General features: G+C 69.6%; 16 protein-coding genes, 1 pseudogene and 1 riboswitch. Of the genes and pseudogenes, 14 read left to right on the forward strand and 3 right to left on the reverse strand.

The window, feature by feature from the left end:
* Positions 1–3 precede the first annotated feature (3 nt).
* Positions 4–492 (reverse strand): inorganic diphosphatase, encoded by a 489-nt coding sequence (locus OHA77_RS22000; RefSeq protein WP_326826397.1) that lies wholly within the window; start codon positions 490–492, stop codon positions 4–6.
* A gap of 104 nt (positions 493–596) precedes the next feature.
* Here OHA77_RS22000 and dacB point away from each other — a divergent pair, with 104 nt between their 5' ends.
* The 11 genes and pseudogenes from dacB to OHA77_RS22055 all read left to right on the forward strand — a co-directional run bounded on the left by dacB (position 597) and on the right by OHA77_RS22055 (position 10,653).
* Positions 597–1,979, forward strand: a complete 1,383-nt coding sequence (dacB, locus tag OHA77_RS22005; protein ID WP_406311440.1) for a D-alanyl-D-alanine carboxypeptidase/D-alanyl-D-alanine-endopeptidase — start codon at positions 597–599, stop codon at positions 1,977–1,979.
* 52 nt (positions 1,980–2,031) lie between these two features.
* Positions 2,032–3,099: pseudogene (locus OHA77_RS22010) on the forward strand (zinc-dependent metalloprotease); the annotation flags it as partial.
* Positions 3,100–3,363: 264 nt separating this feature from the next.
* On the forward strand, positions 3,364–4,377 hold the full coding sequence (gene tilS / locus OHA77_RS22015; protein WP_406311441.1) for a tRNA lysidine(34) synthetase TilS: 1,014 nt from the start codon (positions 3,364–3,366) through the stop codon (positions 4,375–4,377).
* 11 nt (positions 4,378–4,388) lie between these two features.
* On the forward strand, positions 4,389–4,946 hold the full coding sequence (hpt, locus tag OHA77_RS22020; protein WP_326826394.1) for a hypoxanthine phosphoribosyltransferase: 558 nt from the start codon (positions 4,389–4,391) through the stop codon (positions 4,944–4,946).
* Between the two features lie 282 nt (positions 4,947–5,228).
* The gene (ftsH, locus tag OHA77_RS22025) at positions 5,229–7,199 is read left to right on the forward strand and encodes an ATP-dependent zinc metalloprotease FtsH (RefSeq protein WP_326826393.1); all 1,971 of its coding nucleotides are present in this window, start codon (positions 5,229–5,231) and stop codon (positions 7,197–7,199) included.
* Between the two features lie 2 nt (positions 7,200–7,201).
* Positions 7,202–7,783, forward strand: coding sequence for a GTP cyclohydrolase I FolE (folE, locus tag OHA77_RS22030; RefSeq protein ID WP_326826392.1), 582 nt, complete (start codon positions 7,202–7,204; stop codon positions 7,781–7,783).
* Between the two features lie 264 nt (positions 7,784–8,047).
* The gene (gene folP / locus OHA77_RS22035; protein WP_406311442.1) at positions 8,048–8,899 is read left to right on the forward strand and encodes a dihydropteroate synthase; all 852 of its coding nucleotides are present in this window, start codon (positions 8,048–8,050) and stop codon (positions 8,897–8,899) included.
* Positions 8,896–9,333: a nuclear transport factor 2 family protein gene (locus tag OHA77_RS22040; RefSeq protein WP_326826390.1), complete on the forward strand. Its 438-nt coding sequence runs from the start codon at positions 8,896–8,898 to the stop codon at positions 9,331–9,333. Before folP ends, OHA77_RS22040 begins: the two co-directional genes overlap by 4 nt.
* The gene (gene folB / locus OHA77_RS22045; protein ID WP_406311443.1) at positions 9,330–9,692 is read left to right on the forward strand and encodes a dihydroneopterin aldolase; all 363 of its coding nucleotides are present in this window, start codon (positions 9,330–9,332) and stop codon (positions 9,690–9,692) included. Before OHA77_RS22040 ends, folB begins: the two co-directional genes overlap by 4 nt.
* Entirely contained in the window at positions 9,689–10,189 is a 501-nt protein-coding gene (gene folK, locus OHA77_RS22050) for a 2-amino-4-hydroxy-6-hydroxymethyldihydropteridine diphosphokinase (protein WP_326826388.1), read from the forward strand. The genes folB and folK overlap by 4 nt, the downstream gene beginning before the upstream one ends.
* Entirely contained in the window at positions 10,186–10,653 is a 468-nt protein-coding gene (locus OHA77_RS22055; protein WP_326826387.1) for a DUF3180 domain-containing protein, read from the forward strand. The genes folK and OHA77_RS22055 overlap by 4 nt, the downstream gene beginning before the upstream one ends.
* A gap of 184 nt (positions 10,654–10,837) precedes the next feature.
* Here the strand turns inward: OHA77_RS22055 and OHA77_RS22060 are convergent, their stop codons facing one another.
* Together OHA77_RS22060 and OHA77_RS22065 are read right to left on the reverse strand one after the other, a co-directional pair.
* Positions 10,838–12,034, reverse strand: coding sequence for an NADH-quinone oxidoreductase subunit D (locus tag OHA77_RS22060; protein ID WP_326826386.1), 1,197 nt, complete (start codon positions 12,032–12,034; stop codon positions 10,838–10,840).
* 17 nt (positions 12,035–12,051) lie between these two features.
* Positions 12,052–13,359, reverse strand: a complete 1,308-nt coding sequence (locus tag OHA77_RS22065; protein WP_406311444.1) for an aminotransferase class V-fold PLP-dependent enzyme — start codon at positions 13,357–13,359, stop codon at positions 12,052–12,054.
* A 53-nt stretch (positions 13,360–13,412) separates the two neighbouring features.
* Positions 13,413–13,528, reverse strand: a riboswitch (SAM riboswitch).
* Positions 13,529–13,666: 138 nt separating this feature from the next.
* On the opposite strand from OHA77_RS22065, the gene OHA77_RS22070 reads away from it, so the two are divergent.
* The 3 genes from OHA77_RS22070 to OHA77_RS22080 all read left to right on the forward strand — a co-directional run bounded on the left by OHA77_RS22070 (position 13,667) and on the right by OHA77_RS22080 (position 16,605).
* The gene (locus tag OHA77_RS22070) at positions 13,667–14,431 is read left to right on the forward strand and encodes a TerC family protein (RefSeq protein ID WP_326826384.1); all 765 of its coding nucleotides are present in this window, start codon (positions 13,667–13,669) and stop codon (positions 14,429–14,431) included.
* A 78-nt stretch (positions 14,432–14,509) separates the two neighbouring features.
* A complete protein-coding gene (locus OHA77_RS22075; protein WP_406311445.1) occupies positions 14,510–15,343 on the forward strand; it encodes an NmrA family NAD(P)-binding protein in 834 nt (277 codons plus the stop codon).
* Between the two features lie 62 nt (positions 15,344–15,405).
* On the forward strand, positions 15,406–16,605 hold the full coding sequence (locus tag OHA77_RS22080) for a cytochrome P450 (RefSeq protein WP_406311446.1): 1,200 nt from the start codon (positions 15,406–15,408) through the stop codon (positions 16,603–16,605).
* Positions 16,606–16,704 lie beyond the last annotated feature (99 nt).

A 16,704-nucleotide genomic window follows, 5' to 3' on the forward strand; every position in this document is an offset into this window, starting at 1 on the left:
GGCTCAGTGCTCGTGCTCCTTGGCACGCTCGACGGAGCGGACGATCTCCTCCTCGGCCTCGATCCGGCCCACCCAGTTGGCGCCCTCGACGGACTTGCCGGGCTCCAGGTCCTTGTAGACCTCGAAGAAGTGCTGGATCTCCAGGCGGTCGAACTCCGCCACGTGGTGGATGTCGCGAATGTGCTCCATCCGGGGGTCCGTGGCGGGGACACACAGGACCTTGTCGTCGCCACCCTTCTCGTCGGTCATGCGGAACATGCCGACGGCGCGGCACTTGATCAGGCAACCGGGGAAGGTCGGCTCCTGGAGCAGCACCAGGGCGTCGAGGGGGTCGCCGTCCTCACCGAGGGTGTTCTCGATGAAGCCGTAGTCGGCGGGGTACTGCGTGGACGTGAAGAGCATCCGGTCAAGCCTGATCCGGCCGCTCTCGTGGTCCACCTCATACTTGTTCCGTTGCCCCTTGGGAATCTCAACGAGAACGTCGAACTCCACCGCTGTTCCTCCGCTCAACCCCTCCGGGGACCCCGGCTGGGCGTTAGTGTCTCGTAAGCGTTAATACCTGTTGAAATACCGATTGATGAAAGGTCGGCGACGTCATGCTGCGCGAGCGGTGGGTGGCCTTGGTCACTCTCGTCTTGCTGCAACTTTTCGTCGTCGCGGCCGGGGTCCACCTCCTCACCAGCGATCTGCTGGTGGAGAAGGCGCCCGGATCGGCCGCTCCGGCGGAGCCGCCTCCCGTCCCGGTCGTCACCGCGGGTCCGGTGCTGGTCGCGGGGGGGAACGGACCTCTCCCCGCCAAGGGTACTTTGGCCGGGAGGCTCACCGAGGCGTTGGGGGACCCCGCACTGGGCGGGCACGTCGGCGCGGCGGTCATCGACGCGGCGACCGGCGCCGTGCTGTTCGGCAGCGGCGCGGACGACGGCATCACCCCGGCCTCCACCACCAAGATCGCCACCACGGTCGCCGCGCTCGCCTCCCTGGGGCCGGACACCCGGCTCCGCACCCGCGTGGTCCAGGGGTCAGCGCCCGGCTCGATCGTCCTGGTCGGCGGGGGCGACCCCACCCTGACGGCCCGCAAGCCGTCCGCGGTCCCCGCCTACCCCCAGCCGGCCTCGCTCGCCTCCCTCGCCCTGCGGACGGCCAGGGCTCTGAAGGCCGCCGGAACCACCAAGGTCACGGTGACCTACGACGACGGCCTTTACACCGGGCCGGCCATCTCCCCGACGTGGAAGCCCAACTACGTGCCCGACGGTGAGGCCGCCCCCATCACGGCGCTCACGGTCGACGAGGGCAGGGTCTCCCCCGACAGCCGCCAGCGGGTCGCCGACCCCTCCCGCACCGCGTACACCGCCTTCGTCTCGCTGCTGTCGAAGTACGGCGTGACGGTCTCCAAGTCGGGCGGCCGGTCCAGGGCGCCCGCCACCGCCCGGGAGATCGCCCGGGTCGAATCCGCACCCGTCTACGCCCTGGCCGAGCGGACGCTGACCCTGAGCGACAACGACATGGCGGAGGCCCTGGCCAGGCAGGTGGCCGTCAAGGAGGGCAAGCCCGCCTCCTTCGACGGGGCCGCCGCGGCCGTCCGTCAGGTGCTGACGCGGCTGAAGGCGGGCCAGGGCGTGCAGGTCTTCGACGGCAGCGGCCTGTCGCCCAAGAACCGCATCACCCCCGCGGGCCTGGCCCGGCTGCTGGCGGTGGCGGCCTCCCCGGCGAACCCCGCCCTGCACCCGATCGTCACCGGCATGCCCATCGCCGGGTTCACCGGCACCCTGGGCCACCGGTTCGGCAAGGACGACGCGGTCCACGGCCTGATCCGCGCCAAGACCGGCACCCTCAACGGGGTCAGCACGCTGGCCGGCCTGACGACCACGCAGGACGGCCGACTGGTCACGTTCGCTTTCATGGCCGACGACGTCCCACCCGGCTGGGGGAAGGCGGAGGCGGCCCTCGACAGGCTCGCCGCCGTCGTCGCCGCGAGCTGATCGGCGTGCTCGGAGCGCGCGACTCGGAAGGAGAGCACGTACGGTGGACGGTATGCAGGTGATCGACTGGGATCTCGCCGTGACAACCGGAACGCGCCTGGTGCGCCCCGGACCGCAAGTGAGCCGAGAGGAGGCCCGGCAGGCCGTCGCAGAGTTGCGACAGCTCTCCCGTGAGGCCGAAGGGCATGTCCGCGAGTTCACCCGGATCGACACCGAGACCGCTCCGGAACCCGCCACCATCGTCGACCGGCCCGGCTGGATCAAGGCCAATGTCGAGGGCTTCCGGGTGGTCCTGGAGCCGTTGACCGAGCGGATGGCCGCGCGCAGAGATCAGGCGCCGGCGATCGTGTCCGCGGTGGGCTCACGCATCACCGGGGTCGAGGTCGGCGCCGTGCTGGCCTTCCTCGCCTCCCGCGTCCTCGGACAGTACGAGCTGTTCCTGCCGCCCGACCCCTCGGGCCAGTCGGCCGTCGGCCGCCTCACCCTGGTCGCGCCCAACATCGTGCACGCCGAGCAGGAGCTCAACGTCCATCCGCGCGACTTCCGCCTCTGGGTCTGCCTGCACGAGGAGACCCACCGCGTGCAGTTCACCGGCGTCCCCTGGCTGCGTGACTACGTCCGCTCCCAGATGACCGAGTTCCTGCTCGCCTCCGACATGGATCTGCCCGTGCTGCTGGACCGGCTCCGCTCAGCCGCCGACGCGGTCGCCGACGCCGTCCGGGGCGGCGAGGGCAACCTGATCGACGCGATCCAGACCCCCGAGCAGAAGGAGATCCTCGACCGGATCACCGCGGTGATGACCCTGGTCGAGGGCCACGGCGACTACGTCATGGACGCGGTGGGCCCCTCGGTGGTCCCCTCGGTCGCCGACATCCGGGCCAAGTTCCACCACCGCCGGGAGGGGGGATCCCGTCTCGACCGCACGGTCCGCAAGCTGCTCGGCATCGACCTCAAGATGAAGCAGTACGCCGAGGGGTCCGCCTTCGTCCGCACCGTCGTCGACCGCGTGGGCATGGACGGCTTCAACAGGGTCTGGACCTCTCCCGAGACGCTCCCCACCCAGGACGAGATCAGCAGCCCCGACCGCTGGATCGACCGGGTGATCGGCGCCCCGGCCCTTCCCTCGGCTCCGACCGACAGCCCGACCAGCCCGGCCGCCAACACGACCGACAGCCCGCCCGGTAACGCGGCCGACAGCCCGACCAGCGCGGCCGCCAACGCGGCCGACAGCCCGACCAGCGCGGCCGCCAACGCGGCCGACAGCCCGACCAGCGCGGCCGCCAACGCGACCGACAGCCCGACCAGCCCGACTGGCAACGCGGCCGACAGCGCGACCGAGGCCGGCGGCACCACGGACTGAGGTGGAGGCGGGACAATGGCGGGCATGGGTCCGCCTCCCGCCGTCGCCGACGTCCGCCGTGCCGTACGGCACGCCCTGGACGATGTGCAGCCCGGCGCCCTCGTGCTGGTCGCGTGCAGCGGTGGCGCCGACTCCCTGGCGCTCGCGGCCGGGTTGGGGTTCGTGGCGCCCCGTGCCGGGCTCCGCGCCGGCCTGCTGACGGTCGACCACGGTCTTCAGCCGGGCTCCGCGGACCAGGCCGCCGACGTCGTACGGCTCGCGGCCACCCTCGGGCTCGTCCCCGCCGAACCGCTGAGTGTCTCCGTGGGGGTCCTCGGCGGCCCCGAGGCGGCGGCCAGGCAGGCACGGTACGCGGCGCTGTCGGAGGCCGCGGGGAGGCTGGGGGCGGTGGCCGTGCTGCTCGGGCACACCAGGGACGACCAGGCCGAGACCGTGCTGCTCCGGCTGGCCCGGGGGAGCGGCACGCGGTCGCTGGCGGGGATGCCCGCGCGGACGGGGCTCTACCGGCGCCCGCTGCTGGAGCTCGGCCGCCGGACGACCGTGGCGGCCTGCGCGGCGCTCGGGCTCTCTCCGTGGGAGGACCCGCACAACCTCGACCCCCGCTACACCCGTGTCCGGGTCCGCGACCGGCTGCTGCCCGCCCTGGAGGACGAGCTCGGTCCCGGGGTCGCCGAGGCGCTCGCCCGGACCGCGGCCCTGTGCCGGGACGACGCCGACGCCCTCGACGGCTGGGCCGAGGAGGTCTACGCGCGGACGGTCGTCACCGATTCAGCTTTAAGCGATATCAGGGCGGTGACGGTGGCCGTACCAGCACTGGAGAACCTGCCCGCCGCGGTGCGGCGGCGGGTGTTGCGGCGGGCCGCGATCGAGGCGGGAGCCCCGGCGGGCACGCTCGCCGCGTCGCACGTCCGCCAACTGGACCGGCTCGTCACCGACTGGCACGGACAGCGGCGGATAGAGGTCCCCGGGGGGGTTGGGGCGGTCCGCCGGTATGACACCCTGATACTCGCCAGACAGTCAGTCAGCCCCGTCTCGTAAGGAAATCCCAGGTGGACGCAGCCGACATGGGCAAGGACATCTCCAAGGTCCTCATCCCGGAGGAAGAGCTCCAGGCCAAGATCAAGGAGATCGCGAGCCGGATCGACGAGGATTACGCGGGCAAGGACCTGCTGATCGTCGGTGTCCTCAAGGGGGCGGTCATGGTCATGGCCGATCTGGCCAGGGCCCTGCACCTGCCGGTTCAGATGGACTGGATGGCCGTCTCGTCCTACGGCGCGGGCACCAAGTCCTCGGGCGTCGTACGCGTCCTGAAGGACCTGGACACCGATATCGCCGGCCGCCACGTGCTGGTCGTCGAGGACATCATCGACTCCGGACTGACCCTGTCGTGGCTGGTGCACAACCTGAAGTCGCGGAATCCGGCCTCCGTGGAGATCTGCGCCGCGCTGCGCAAGCCGGACGCGGTCAAGGTGCCGATCGACGTGAAATACGTCGGGTTCGACATTCCGAATGAGTTCGTCATCGGTTACGGCCTCGACTACGCAGAGCGATACCGCAATCTTCCTTTCATCGGGACCCTTGCCCCGCACGTATATGGAGCGGGCTGAAAAGTACGCCCTGCGCGAAGCGCACCCTCCACAGGAGGCGACATTGGTCATACCGGCGGGGAACACCGGCCTACTTGACGTACGTTGGTAGGGCAAAGCCGGTAACGCCTGGGCGGTTACTCCGCGCGGCACACCGGTGTACCTTCGGACTCCGAAGAGATGACCTTCAGGGGCATCTCCGGGGAGTCAGTTGGAGCGGTTAGGGATACCGCGAACCCCGGGTTCGCCCGGGGTGCCAGGCCTTGGTCAGGAAGGGACGGGCCCGCCGGGGTTCCGCATCGGATGGATCTCAAGCGATTTACACGTGGGCCACTGCTGTGGATCCTGGGCATCGTCGTACTGCTCCTGCTCGTCACCACGATGTGGGGCGGCGACAGCAACTACGAGAAGACCGACACCTCGAAGATCGTCAGTTTGATCGACGAGGGCAAGGTCTCCAACGCCACGATCATCGACAAGGATCAGCGCATCGAGGTCACCACGACCGACGGCAAGCGCTACTACTCCGCGTGGGTGACCGGGCAGGGCGTTCAGCTCGCCGACCGGCTCCAGACCGCCGCCAAGGCGCAGAAGCTGAGCAAGGGCTACACCGTCGACGTGCCGAGGGACAGCTTCCTCCTCAGTCTTCTGGTGAGCTTCCTGCCGATCGTCGTCATCGTGCTGCTCCTCCTGTTCGTCATGAACCAGATGCAGGGCGGCGGCTCCCGGGTGATGAACTTCGGGAAGTCGAAGGCCAAGCTCATCACCAAGGACACGCCGAAGACCACCTTCGCCGACGTCGCAGGCGCGGACGAGGCCATCGAGGAGCTCCAGGAGATCAAGGAGTTCCTGCAGGCCCCGGCCAAGTTCCAGGCGATCGGCGCGAAGATCCCCAAGGGCGTCCTGCTCTACGGCCCGCCCGGAACCGGCAAGACCCTGCTCGCCAGGGCCGTCGCCGGTGAGGCCGGCGTGCCGTTCTACTCGATCTCCGGCTCCGACTTCGTCGAGATGTTCGTCGGTGTCGGCGCCTCGCGGGTCCGCGACCTGTTCGAGCAGGCCAAGACGAACGCACCGGCGATCATCTTCATCGACGAGATCGACGCGGTGGGCCGTCACCGCGGCGCCGGTCTCGGCGGCGGGCACGACGAGCGCGAGCAGACGCTGAACCAGCTCCTCGTCGAGATGGACGGCTTCGACGTCAAGGGCGGCGTGATCCTGATCGCCGCGACCAACCGGCCCGACATCCTGGACCCGGCGCTGCTCCGCCCGGGCCGCTTCGACCGGCAGGTCACCGTCGACCGCCCCGACCTGGAGGGCCGCAAGGGCATCCTCCGGGTGCACGGCCGCGGCAAGCCGTTCGCCGAGGGCGTCGACCTCGACGTCATCGCCCGCCGGACGCCCGGTTTCACCGGTGCCGACCTGGCCAACGTGATCAACGAGGCCGCGCTGCTCACCGCCCGCGCGGACCAGAAGCTGATCTCGATGGAGATGCTCGAGGAGTCGATCGACCGGGTGATGGCGGGGCCGGAGCGCAAGTCCCGCGTCATGTCGGACCAGGAAAAGAAGATGATCGCGTACCACGAGGGCGGTCACGCCCTGGTCGCGCACGCGCTGCCCAACTCCGACCCGGTTCACAAGATCACGATCCTGTCCCGCGGCCGTGCCCTCGGTTACACGATGACGCTGCCGATGGAGGACAAGTTCCTCGCGACCCGCTCGGAGATGATGGACCAGCTCGCGATGCTGCTGGGCGGTCGCACGGCGGAGGAGCTCGTGTTCCACGAGCCGACCACCGGTGCCTCCAACGACATCGAGAAGGCCACCTCCATCGCCCGCCGCATGGTCACCGAGTACGGCATGAGCGAGCAGCTCGGCGCCCGCAAGTTCGGCTCCGGCAACGCCGAGGTCTTCCTCGGCCGTGAGATGGGTCACGAGCGCGACTACTCCGAGAAGATCGCTTCCACGATCGACGAGGAGGTGCGCCGCATGATCGAGGCCGGCCACGACCAGGCCTGGGAGATCCTCGTCGAATACCGCGACGTGCTGGACAACCTCGTGCTGGAGCTCATGGAGAAGGAGACCCTCTCCCGCGACCAGGTGCTGCAGATCTTCGCGCCGGTGGTCGTCAGGGAGAAGCGCCCCTCCTACTCCGGTTACGGCAAGCGGCTCCCCTCGGACCGCCCGCCGATCCTGACCCCGAAGGAGCAGTCCGGCAACGGCGCGCTCCCCGCGGGTACGAGCCACGCGGACTCCGTGCCCAGGGACGGTAACTGAGCGTGAGTGCCAAGCCGTTGGAGGTCGACTCGGCCCGGATCGAGAAGGCCGTTCGCGAGATTCTGCTCGCGATCGGTGAGGATCCGGACCGGGACGGTCTGCAGGACACCCCGGCCCGCGTCGCCCGCGCCTACGCGGAGCAGTTCGCCGGGCTAGGGCAGACCCCGGAAGACGTGCTGACCACGGTCTTCGACGTCGATCACGACGAGATGGTGCTCGTCCGCGACATCGAGGTCTACTCCACCTGCGAACACCACCTGGTGCCGTTCCACGGCGTCGCCCACATCGGCTACATCCCGAACGAGAAGGGTCAGGTCACCGGCCTGTCCAAGCTCGCCCGGCTCATCGACGTCTACGCCCGCCGCCCTCAGGTGCAGGAGCGGATGACCTCCCAGGTCGCCGACGCGCTCATGAGGGTGCTGGAGCCTCGCGGGGTCATCGTCGTGGTCGAGTGCGAACACCTCTGCATGACCATGCGCGGTGTCCGCAAGCCCGGAGCCAAGACCATCACCTCGGCCGTGCGCGGTGACTTCCGCAAGAGCGACAAGACCCGCGCCGAAGCGATGGCACTCATCCTCCGCTGAGTCCGAGCCGAGTCGTTGCCCGCAGACATCTGCCCTGTTCCGGGCCGCTACGGCGGCCCGGGCAGGGTTTCTGCGTTATGCCACGATCCGAAAACCCTCCAGGCTCGCCGTGCTCGGGCTAATATCTCCACACTTGCCAAGTCCGGCAGGATCCGAACGCTCTCCGATCAGCTGACCGGGACAGATAAGGGCGGGAAGATTGGTTATGGCACAAGCTGCACCCGCAGGATGGGCGAAGAGCGCGCAACGCCTAGGCTTATCCGCATGACTACGTGGAATGTGCCTGGCATGCCCGATGAGGGCCGATGCCTGGTTATGGGCGTGGTCAACGTGACCCCCGACTCGTTCTCCGACGGCGGCCGGTGGTTCGACCCGGCGACAGCCGTACGGCACGGCCTGGAGCTGGTCGAGCAGGGCGCCGACATCGTCGATGTGGGCGGTGAGTCCACCAGGCCCGGGGCGGCGCGGGTGTCGCTTGAGGAGGAGCTGGCCAGGGTCGAACCGGTCATCAGGGAGCTGAGCCGGGAAGGTGTCACGGTCAGTGTCGACACCATGCGGGCCGAGGTGGCGCAGGCGGCCGTGGCGGCCGGTGCGAAGCTGGTCAACGACGTCAGCGGCGGCCTGGCCGACCCGGCGATGCCACGGGTCGTCGCCGAGTCCGGAGTGACGTACGTGGTGATGCACTGGCGGGGGCACAGCCACGCCATGAACAGCAGGGCGGTCTACGGCGACGTCGTGACCGAGGTGCGGGAGGAGATCTCCAAGCGGATCGCCTCCGTGCTCGCCGAGGGGGTGTCCGAAGATCAGATCGTGCTGGACCCTGGACTGGGCTTCTCCAAGAACCCCGAGCACAACTGGGCTCTGATCGCGGGGATCGACCGGCTCGCCGAGCTGGGCTACCCGCTCATCATCGGGGCCTCGCGGAAGCGTTTCCTGGGCCGGCTGCTCGCCGACCCGGACGGTACGCCGCGCCCTTTCAGTCGTAGTGACGACGCCACGCTCGCCGTGACCGCCCTTGTCGCAGAGGCCGGGGCATGGTGCGTGCGGGTGCACAACGTAGGCCCGAACGCGGACGCCGTCCGTGTGGCTGCCGCAGTTCAGGGAGCGAGAGCATGAGCGTCGACACCACCGCCGTCGAGACGGTCAACCAGGCGTTCTACACCGCGATCGAGAACGCCGACCTCGACCGGATGACCGAGATCTGGGCTGAGGAGATCGACGGAGAGCAGGTGAGCTGCGTGCACCCTGGATGGCCGATCGTGAACGGCCGGCAGGAGGTGCTGCGCTCCTGGGCGCTCATCATGGCCAACACCCCCTACATCCAGTTCGTGCTGACCGACGTCCGGGTCATGGTCCTGGGCGACGTCGCCGTGCTCACCTGTGAGGAGAACATCCTCACCGCGGGCGACGAGGGCGACTCCAGCTTCGCCGCGGGCAAGGTGGTGGCCAGCAACACCTTCATCAGGACGTCGGCGGGATGGCGGCTCTGGCTGCACCACGGCTCGCCGGTGCTGCAAGGCGACGAGGAAGAGGAGGAGGAGGCCGCGTGACGGACCGGATCACGGTGAAGGGTCTGCGGGCACGGGGACGGCACGGCGTACTGGCCGCCGAGCGTGAGCTCGGCCAGGAGTTCGTCGTCGATGCCACGCTCTTCCTCGACACGGCGCCCGCCGCGGCCGACGACGACCTCACCCGGACCGTGCACTACGGCGAGCTGGCCCAGGACCTGGTCAAGGTCGTGGAGGGCGAGCCGGTCGATCTGATCGAGACGCTGGCCCAGCGCCTGGCGGACGTCTGCCTGGCCCGCGAGCAGGTCCTGTCGGCGGAGGTGAGTGTGCACAAACCGTCTGCGCCGATCCCCCTACCGTTCGACGACGTGATCGTGACGATCACCCGGAGCCGGACATGAGGGTCGTGCTGGCGCTCGGCAGCAATCTGGGTGACCGGTTCGACACGTTGCAGGGCGCACTCGACTCCCTCTTCGACGCGCCCGGCCTCGACTTCGTCGCCGTGTCACCGGTCTACGAGACCGAGCCGGTCGGCGGTCCCGAGCAGGGACCGTACCTCAACGCGGTGGTGATCGCGCAGACCACCACCGTGGAGCCCCGGGCGCTCCTCGAACGCGCTCTGGGCGTGGAGAACGCCTTCGGCCGGGTCCGTACCGAGCGCTGGGGAGCGCGCACCCTGGACGTCGACCTGATCACGGCGGGGGACATCGTCTCGGACGACCCCGAGCTGACGCTGCCGCACCCCAGGGCGCACGAGCGCGCGTTCGTGCTGGTGCCCTGGTTGCAGGCCGACCCCGACGCGACACTGTCCGGTCGGCGGGTCGCCGACCTCCTGGCCGGGCTCGATCAGGACGACGTACGGCTCCGCGCCGACCTGACGTTGCAGAGGCCCGTGTGAAGCCCACCCGTCCGGGCGTGCTCGTCGGTCTTGTCGTCGTGTTCGCGGTCGTCACCTGGGCTCTGCTGAGGCCCCTCTACTCATCCCTGCCGACCATGCCGTGGACCGCGACCCCCACGGTGCTGCTGCTGGCGATCGGTGAGATCTACACCGGCTGGATGACGAAGGCCAGGATCGAGCGCAGGGGTGACACCAAGCCCGTCGAGCCGCTGGCCGTGGCGCGGCTGGCCGCCCTCGCCAAGGCCTCCGCGTACGGCGGGGCGATCTTCGGCGGCCTCTTCGCCGGATTCGCCCTCTACACCGCCGACATGCTGGAGCAGAGCATCCCCCAGCGCGACTTCTTCAGCACCGGAGGCTCGTTCCTCGGCTGTGTGGTGCTGATCTGCGCCGCCCTCTACCTGGAGCACTGCTGCAGGGTGCCGAAGGACCCCGAAGAGGATCGCCAGGTCCCTGGCGCGATGTGAACGGCCGCCGGCCGGGGGCGTTCCTCGATGTCCCACCGGTGCGGATGTCGCAGGAGGCCGCGTCCCACCGGTGCGGATGCCACAGGGGGCCGTGTCCCGCCGTGGTCCGGATGCCACAGGGGAGCCGCCCCACCACCGTGTCCGGCTGTCCGGTCAGGACGGTGTGCCCTGCCGTCCGCTTCCGCTACTTGTCGATGTCGCCCACGACGAAGAACATCGATCCCAGGATGGCGACCATGTCGGCCAGCAGGTTGCCCGGGAGCATCTCGCGCAGCACCTGGACGTTGTTGTAGGAGGCCGAGCGGAGCTTCAGCCGCCAGGGGGTCTTCTCGCCGCGGGAGACCAGGTAGTAGCCGTTGATGCCGAGCGGGTTCTCGGTCCAGGCGTAGGTGTGTCCCTCGGGGACCTTGAGCACCTTGGGCAGGCGCTGGTTGATCGGCCCCTGCGGTAGCCCCCCGAGCCGTTCCAGGCAGGCGTCGGCCAGGTCCAGGGAGACTTTCACCTGCTCAAGCAGCACCTCGAACCGGGCGTGGCAGTCTCCGGCCGACCGGGTGACGACCCGGACCGGCAGTTCGCCGTAGGCGAGGTAGGGCTCGTCCCTGCGCAGGTCCATGTCCACCCCGGAGGCACGGGCGATCGGGCCGCTCACGCCGTACTGCATGATCGTCTCGCGATCCAGCACGCCCACCCCGAGCGTGCGGGCCAGGAAGATCTCGTTCCCGGCGATCAGGTTCTCGATGTCGGGCAGCCGCCGCCGCACGTCCGCGACGGCACGTGAGGCGCGGTGCGTCCACCCCTCGGGCACGTCCTCCTTGAGGCCGCCGACCCGGTTGAACATGTAGTGCATCCGCCCGCCGGAGATCTCCTCCATCACGGCCTGGAGGGTCTCGCGCTCCCGGAACGCGTAGAAGACCGGGGTGAGCGCGCCGAGCTCCAACGGGTAGGAGCCGAGGAACATCAGGTGGCTGAGCACCCGGTTGAGCTCGGCCATGAGCGTGCGCATCCAGACGGCCCGGACCGGCACCTCCATGCCGAGCATCCGCTCCACCGCGAGCACGACCCCCAGCTCGTTGGCGAACGCCGACAGCCAGTCGTGCCGGTTGGCCAGCACGATGATCTGCCGGTAGTCGCGTACCTCGAAGAGCTTCTCCGCACCGCGGTGCATGTAGCCCACGATCGGTTCGGCCGCGCTGATCCGTTCCCCGTCCAGGGTGAGGCGCAACCGCAGCACCCCGTGTGTGGACGGGTGCTGCGGCCCGATGTTGAGGACCATGTCCTCGGTGGCCAGCTCCTTGCCGGACGTCGCGTGCACGGCGTCCGCCCCGGCGCCGAGGCCCACGCTGATCTCCCGGGGCGCGCCCGTGGCACGACGGTCAGTCATACGACCATGCTGTCACGTCAGCTCCGTGAGACAAGATCCCGCAGGGCGGCGACCAGACGGTCGACGTGCTCGGTGGTGGTGCCGATCCCGATCGAGGCGCGGACGGCGGAGGCGGTGACGTCTTCGCAGCCGCCGTCCTTGGCGCCGAGGAGGTGGCGGACGAAGGGGTGGGCGCAGAACTTGCCGTCGCGCACACCGATGCCGTACGTCCCGGAGAGGACCTCGGCGACCTCGCGGGCGGTGAAGCCGTCCACCACGAAGGAGACGATGCCGACGCGGGGGTGGTCCGGCCCCCACAGGGCCAGCTCGTGGACGCCCTCGACGGTGCGGAGCCCGGTCCGGAGGCGGCCGATGAGACGCTCCTCCTCGCGGAGCAACGTGGTCCAGCCGGTGGCGGTCAGCGCGTCGCAGGCGGCGGCCAGGGCGATGGCACCGAGGACGTTGGGGGTGCCCGCCTCGTGCCGGGCCTCGGGGTCGGTGTGCCACTCGGCCCCGTCGTCGTCGACGGCCTTCACCGCGCCGCCGCCGCGCAGGTACGGCTCCGCCTCCGACAGCCAGTCGGCACGGCCGATCAGGGCGCCCACCCCGAAGGGGGCGTAGAGCTTGTGGCCGGAGAAGACGACGTAGTCCAGGTCCAGCGCGGTCAGGTTGAGACGGCGGTGCGGGACGAGCTGGGCGGCGTCGACGAGGATGCGGGCGCCGTGGCGGTGCGCGATGTGGGCCAGGGCCGCGATCGGCCAGAGCTCGCCCGTGACGTTGGAGGCCGCGGTCACGACCAGCAGCTTGGGGCCGTCGATCCCGGCCAGCGCCTCGTCGGCGGCGCGGACCGCCTCGCCGGGGAAGGCGGGGGGTGCGAGCCGTACGGCGTCGGCCCAGGGCAGGAGCGAGGCGTGGTGCTCGGTGTCGAAGACCACGGCGGTGGTGCCTGCGGGCAGGCTGCGGGCCAGCAGGTTGGTCGCGTCGGTGGTGTTCCGGGTGAAGATCACCGCATCGTCCGGGCGTGCCCCGGCGAAGGCGCGGACGGTGTGCCGGGCCTGCTCGTAGCGGGCCGTGGTGAGCTGGGAGGCGTATCCGGCACCGCGGTGGACGCTGGAGTAGGCCGGGAGCGCGGCGGCGACGGCGGCGCTGACCGGCTCCAGACAGGGCGCGCTGGCGGCGTAGTCGAGGTTGGCGTAGCGGACGAGCCGGCCTCCCCTGACCGGGACCTCCAGGTCCGAGCCGAGCACGGCGGGGATGCGCCGGTCGTCGGACACGCGGGTCGCGGGGACGGTCGTTTCGGCGGTTTCGACGGCGGCGGCGGAAGTGAAGATCGTCAATGCGGACACGCCAAGGCTCCTTGAGAGGTCATCGGACCCCAAGCCATGGCGTTGGTGCGTGGAGCCCGCGCTTGCCCGACACACCTCGTGTCGGACCAGGTCCTCACCCGGGGCACCCCGCCGCGGACGCGAGGGTTGCCGGCCAGCGAGCCGGGGCTTGTCACTGGCACTCATGACCTACAGGGGAACTATAACCGACTCTTGGCCCGGCTCCGCAAATGCGAAAAGAGCGCGATGTGATCCTTATTGAGGAACTCGTGAGGCCTCTCGTTCGTCGAGGCTGTAACCCCGGTGACGCCTGACGAAGGAGTGGACGATGGATTGGGTGACCAACCCGGAGATCTGGATAGGGTTTGTCACCCTCGTGGGCCTGGAGATCGTCCTGGGCATCGACAACATCATCTTCATCTCCATCCTGGCCGGGAAACTCCCGCCTGAGCAGCGTGACAAGGCCCGCAAGCTGGGTCTTCTCGCCGCCCTGGTCAGTCGGCTGGCACTGCTGCTGGCGCTGTCATGGGTGGTGAAGCTCACCGCGCCGCTGTTCGAGGTCTTCAGCCACCCGATCTCGGGACGGGACCTGATCCTGATCTTCGGCGGGCTGTTCCTGCTGGGCAAGAGCGTCTTCGAGATGCACGACAGCCTTGAGGGCAAATCGGGTCACGCCGGTGCCAAGGTCGCCTCCTCCTTCACCGCGGTGATCCTGCAGATCATGGTCTTGGACATCGTGTTCTCCCTCGACTCGGTGATCACCGCGGTCGGCATGGTCGACGAACTGGGCGTCATGGTCGCGGCCGTCATCGTCTCGGTCATCGTGATGCTCTTCGCCTCCGGCCCGATCAGCCGCTTCGTGGACAAGCACCCGAGCATCAAGATGCTCGCGCTGTCGTTCCTGGTGCTGATCGGCGTCGTGCTCATCGCCGAGGGGTTCGAACAGCACATCTCCAAGGGCTACATCTACTTCGCGATGGCGTTCTCGCTCGCCGTGGAGCTGCTGAACATCCGGCTGCGCAGCAAGACGAACGGGGAGCAGCCGGTCGAGCTGCACCAGCGCTACGAGGCGGACCAGAAGACCGAGTCCTGAGCCGTGTTTCGAACGGATGGCGTCGGCGCGACCCGTTGAATTGACCTCAACTGCGGTTGAGGTTCTACGGTCGGACCCGTGAGCAGAATCCTGGTGACCGGTGCGACCGGCAATGTAGGCAAGCACGTCGTGTCCTCGCTGGTCAAGGCTGGGGTGGAGGTACGCGCGCTGGTTCGCGACCCTGGCACGGCCGCGCTGCCCGGAGAGGTGGAGGCCGTACGCGGTGACCTTTCGTCACCCGAGACGCTGGAGCCCGCGCTGCGCGATGTGGACGGCGTCTATCTGATGTGGCCGGGAATTCCGGTGGAGCCCCGCGTGGTGGAAGTGATCGCCGGGCACACCAAGCGGGTCGCGTACCTGTCGGCCGACGTGGCCGACCTCGCGGACGGAGAGCGGCCCGCCATCTTCCATCAGGAGATCGAGCGGCTGATCAGAAAGTCCAGCCTGGCCTGGACTTTCGTGCGGGCCATCGACTTCGCCACGAACACGCTGGCCTGGGCCGGCCAGATCAGGCAGGGGGTCGTGCGCATGCCGTACGGCCAGGCTCGCAGATCGCTGATCCACGAACGCGACATCGCGGCGGTGGCCGTGCAGGCGCTCACCTCTGACGGACATGAGGGTGCCGCGTACGTGATCACGGGTCCCGAGTCGCTCACCCAGGCCGACCAGGTCAGGATCATCGGTGAGGCGATCGGGCGCGAGGTGCGGTGGGAGGAACTGCCGCCGGAGGTGGCGCGCGAGCAACTGACGGCGGCCTGGGGAAACGCGGAGTTCGTGGAGGCCAGGCTGCGGGCGTGGCGGGCCTTCGTGGACACGCCCGAGCGGGTGACCGACACGGTGGAGCGCCTGCTGGGCAGACCCGCGCTGACGTTCCGCCAGTGGGCCGAGGAGCACGTCGACGACTTCCGCTGAGCCGCGTTTCACAAGCGGGGGCGGAGCCACCCGCTGATCGCGGCGAACATTACGATGTTTACGTGCTCTTTGATCCCTGGAATCCGGAATTCGTCGCCCATCCCTACGACGTCTACGACGAGCTGAGGCGGGAGCGGCCGGTCAGCTTCTTCGAGCCGACCGGCCAGTGGCTGATCGCCCGGCACGCCGACGTCAACGCGCTGCTGCGCGACCGCAGGCTCGGCCGCTCCTACCTGCATGTCGCCACCCACGCCGAGTTCGGCAGGCCGGACGACCCCGAGTTCCAGGACCCCTTCTGGCGGGTGGTCCGGGCCGGGATGCTGGATGTCGAACCGCCGGTCCACACCCGGCTGCGGCGGCTGGTCTCCAAGGCGTTCACTCCGCGCATGGTCGAGGCGCTCCGGCCCAAGGTCGCCCGGATGGCCGGGGAGCTGGTGGAGGCATTCGTCGAGCGCGGCGGCGGAGACCTGATCGCCGAGGTCGCCGAGCCGCTGCCGGTCACCGTGATCGCCGAGATGCTCGGCGTGCCCGAGGCCGACCGGCACCTGCTGCGTCCCTGGTCCGCCGACATCTGCGGGATGTACGAGCTCAGCCCGTCGGTCGAAGCCCAGCACACCGCGGTGCGCGCCGCCGGAGAGTTCTCCGACTACCTCGTCGGGCTGGCCCGCGCCCGCCGGGCCGACCCCGGCGACGACCTGATCAGCGCGCTGGCCCTGGTGGCCGACGAGGGCGACCGGCTCACCGAGGAGGAGCTGGTCGGCACCTGTGTGCTGCTGCTCAACGCCGGGCACGAGGCCACCGTCAACGTCACCGGCAACGGCTGGTGGTCGCTGCTCCGCAACCCGGCCGAGCTGGCACGGCTCCACGCCGACCACGGCCTGCTGCCCACTGCGATCGAGGAGCTGATGCGCTGGGACACCCCGCTGCAGATGTTCGAGCGCTGGGTGCTGGAGGACATCACCGTGGGCGGGGTGGACATTCCGCGCGGTACGGAGGTGGCGCTGCTGTTCGGCTCGGCCAACCGCGACCCCGAGGTGTTCGCCGACCCCGACCGCCTCGACGTCGGCCGGGCCGACAACCCGCACATCTCCTTCGGCGCCGGCATCCACTTCTGCCTGGGCGCCCCGCTGGCCAGGATCGAGCTGGCCGAGTCGTTCGGCGCGCTGCTGCGCAGGGCCCCGAAACTGGCGCTCGCCGCCGAGCCGACCTGGGGGCCGGGCTACGTCATCCGGGGGCTCACCTCCCTTGAGGTGCAGATCTGAGTCACCCGTTCACCTCCCAGCCCTCCAGGGCGATCGGCTCCGGTCAAGGACGACGCGGGCGGGACGCCCGATCACGACACCCTCTCCTCTCCCTCTTGT

This window comes from Streptosporangium sp. NBC_01639, from assembly GCF_045209755.1.
Classification (GTDB): Bacteria; Actinomycetota; Actinomycetes; order Streptosporangiales; family Streptosporangiaceae; genus Streptosporangium.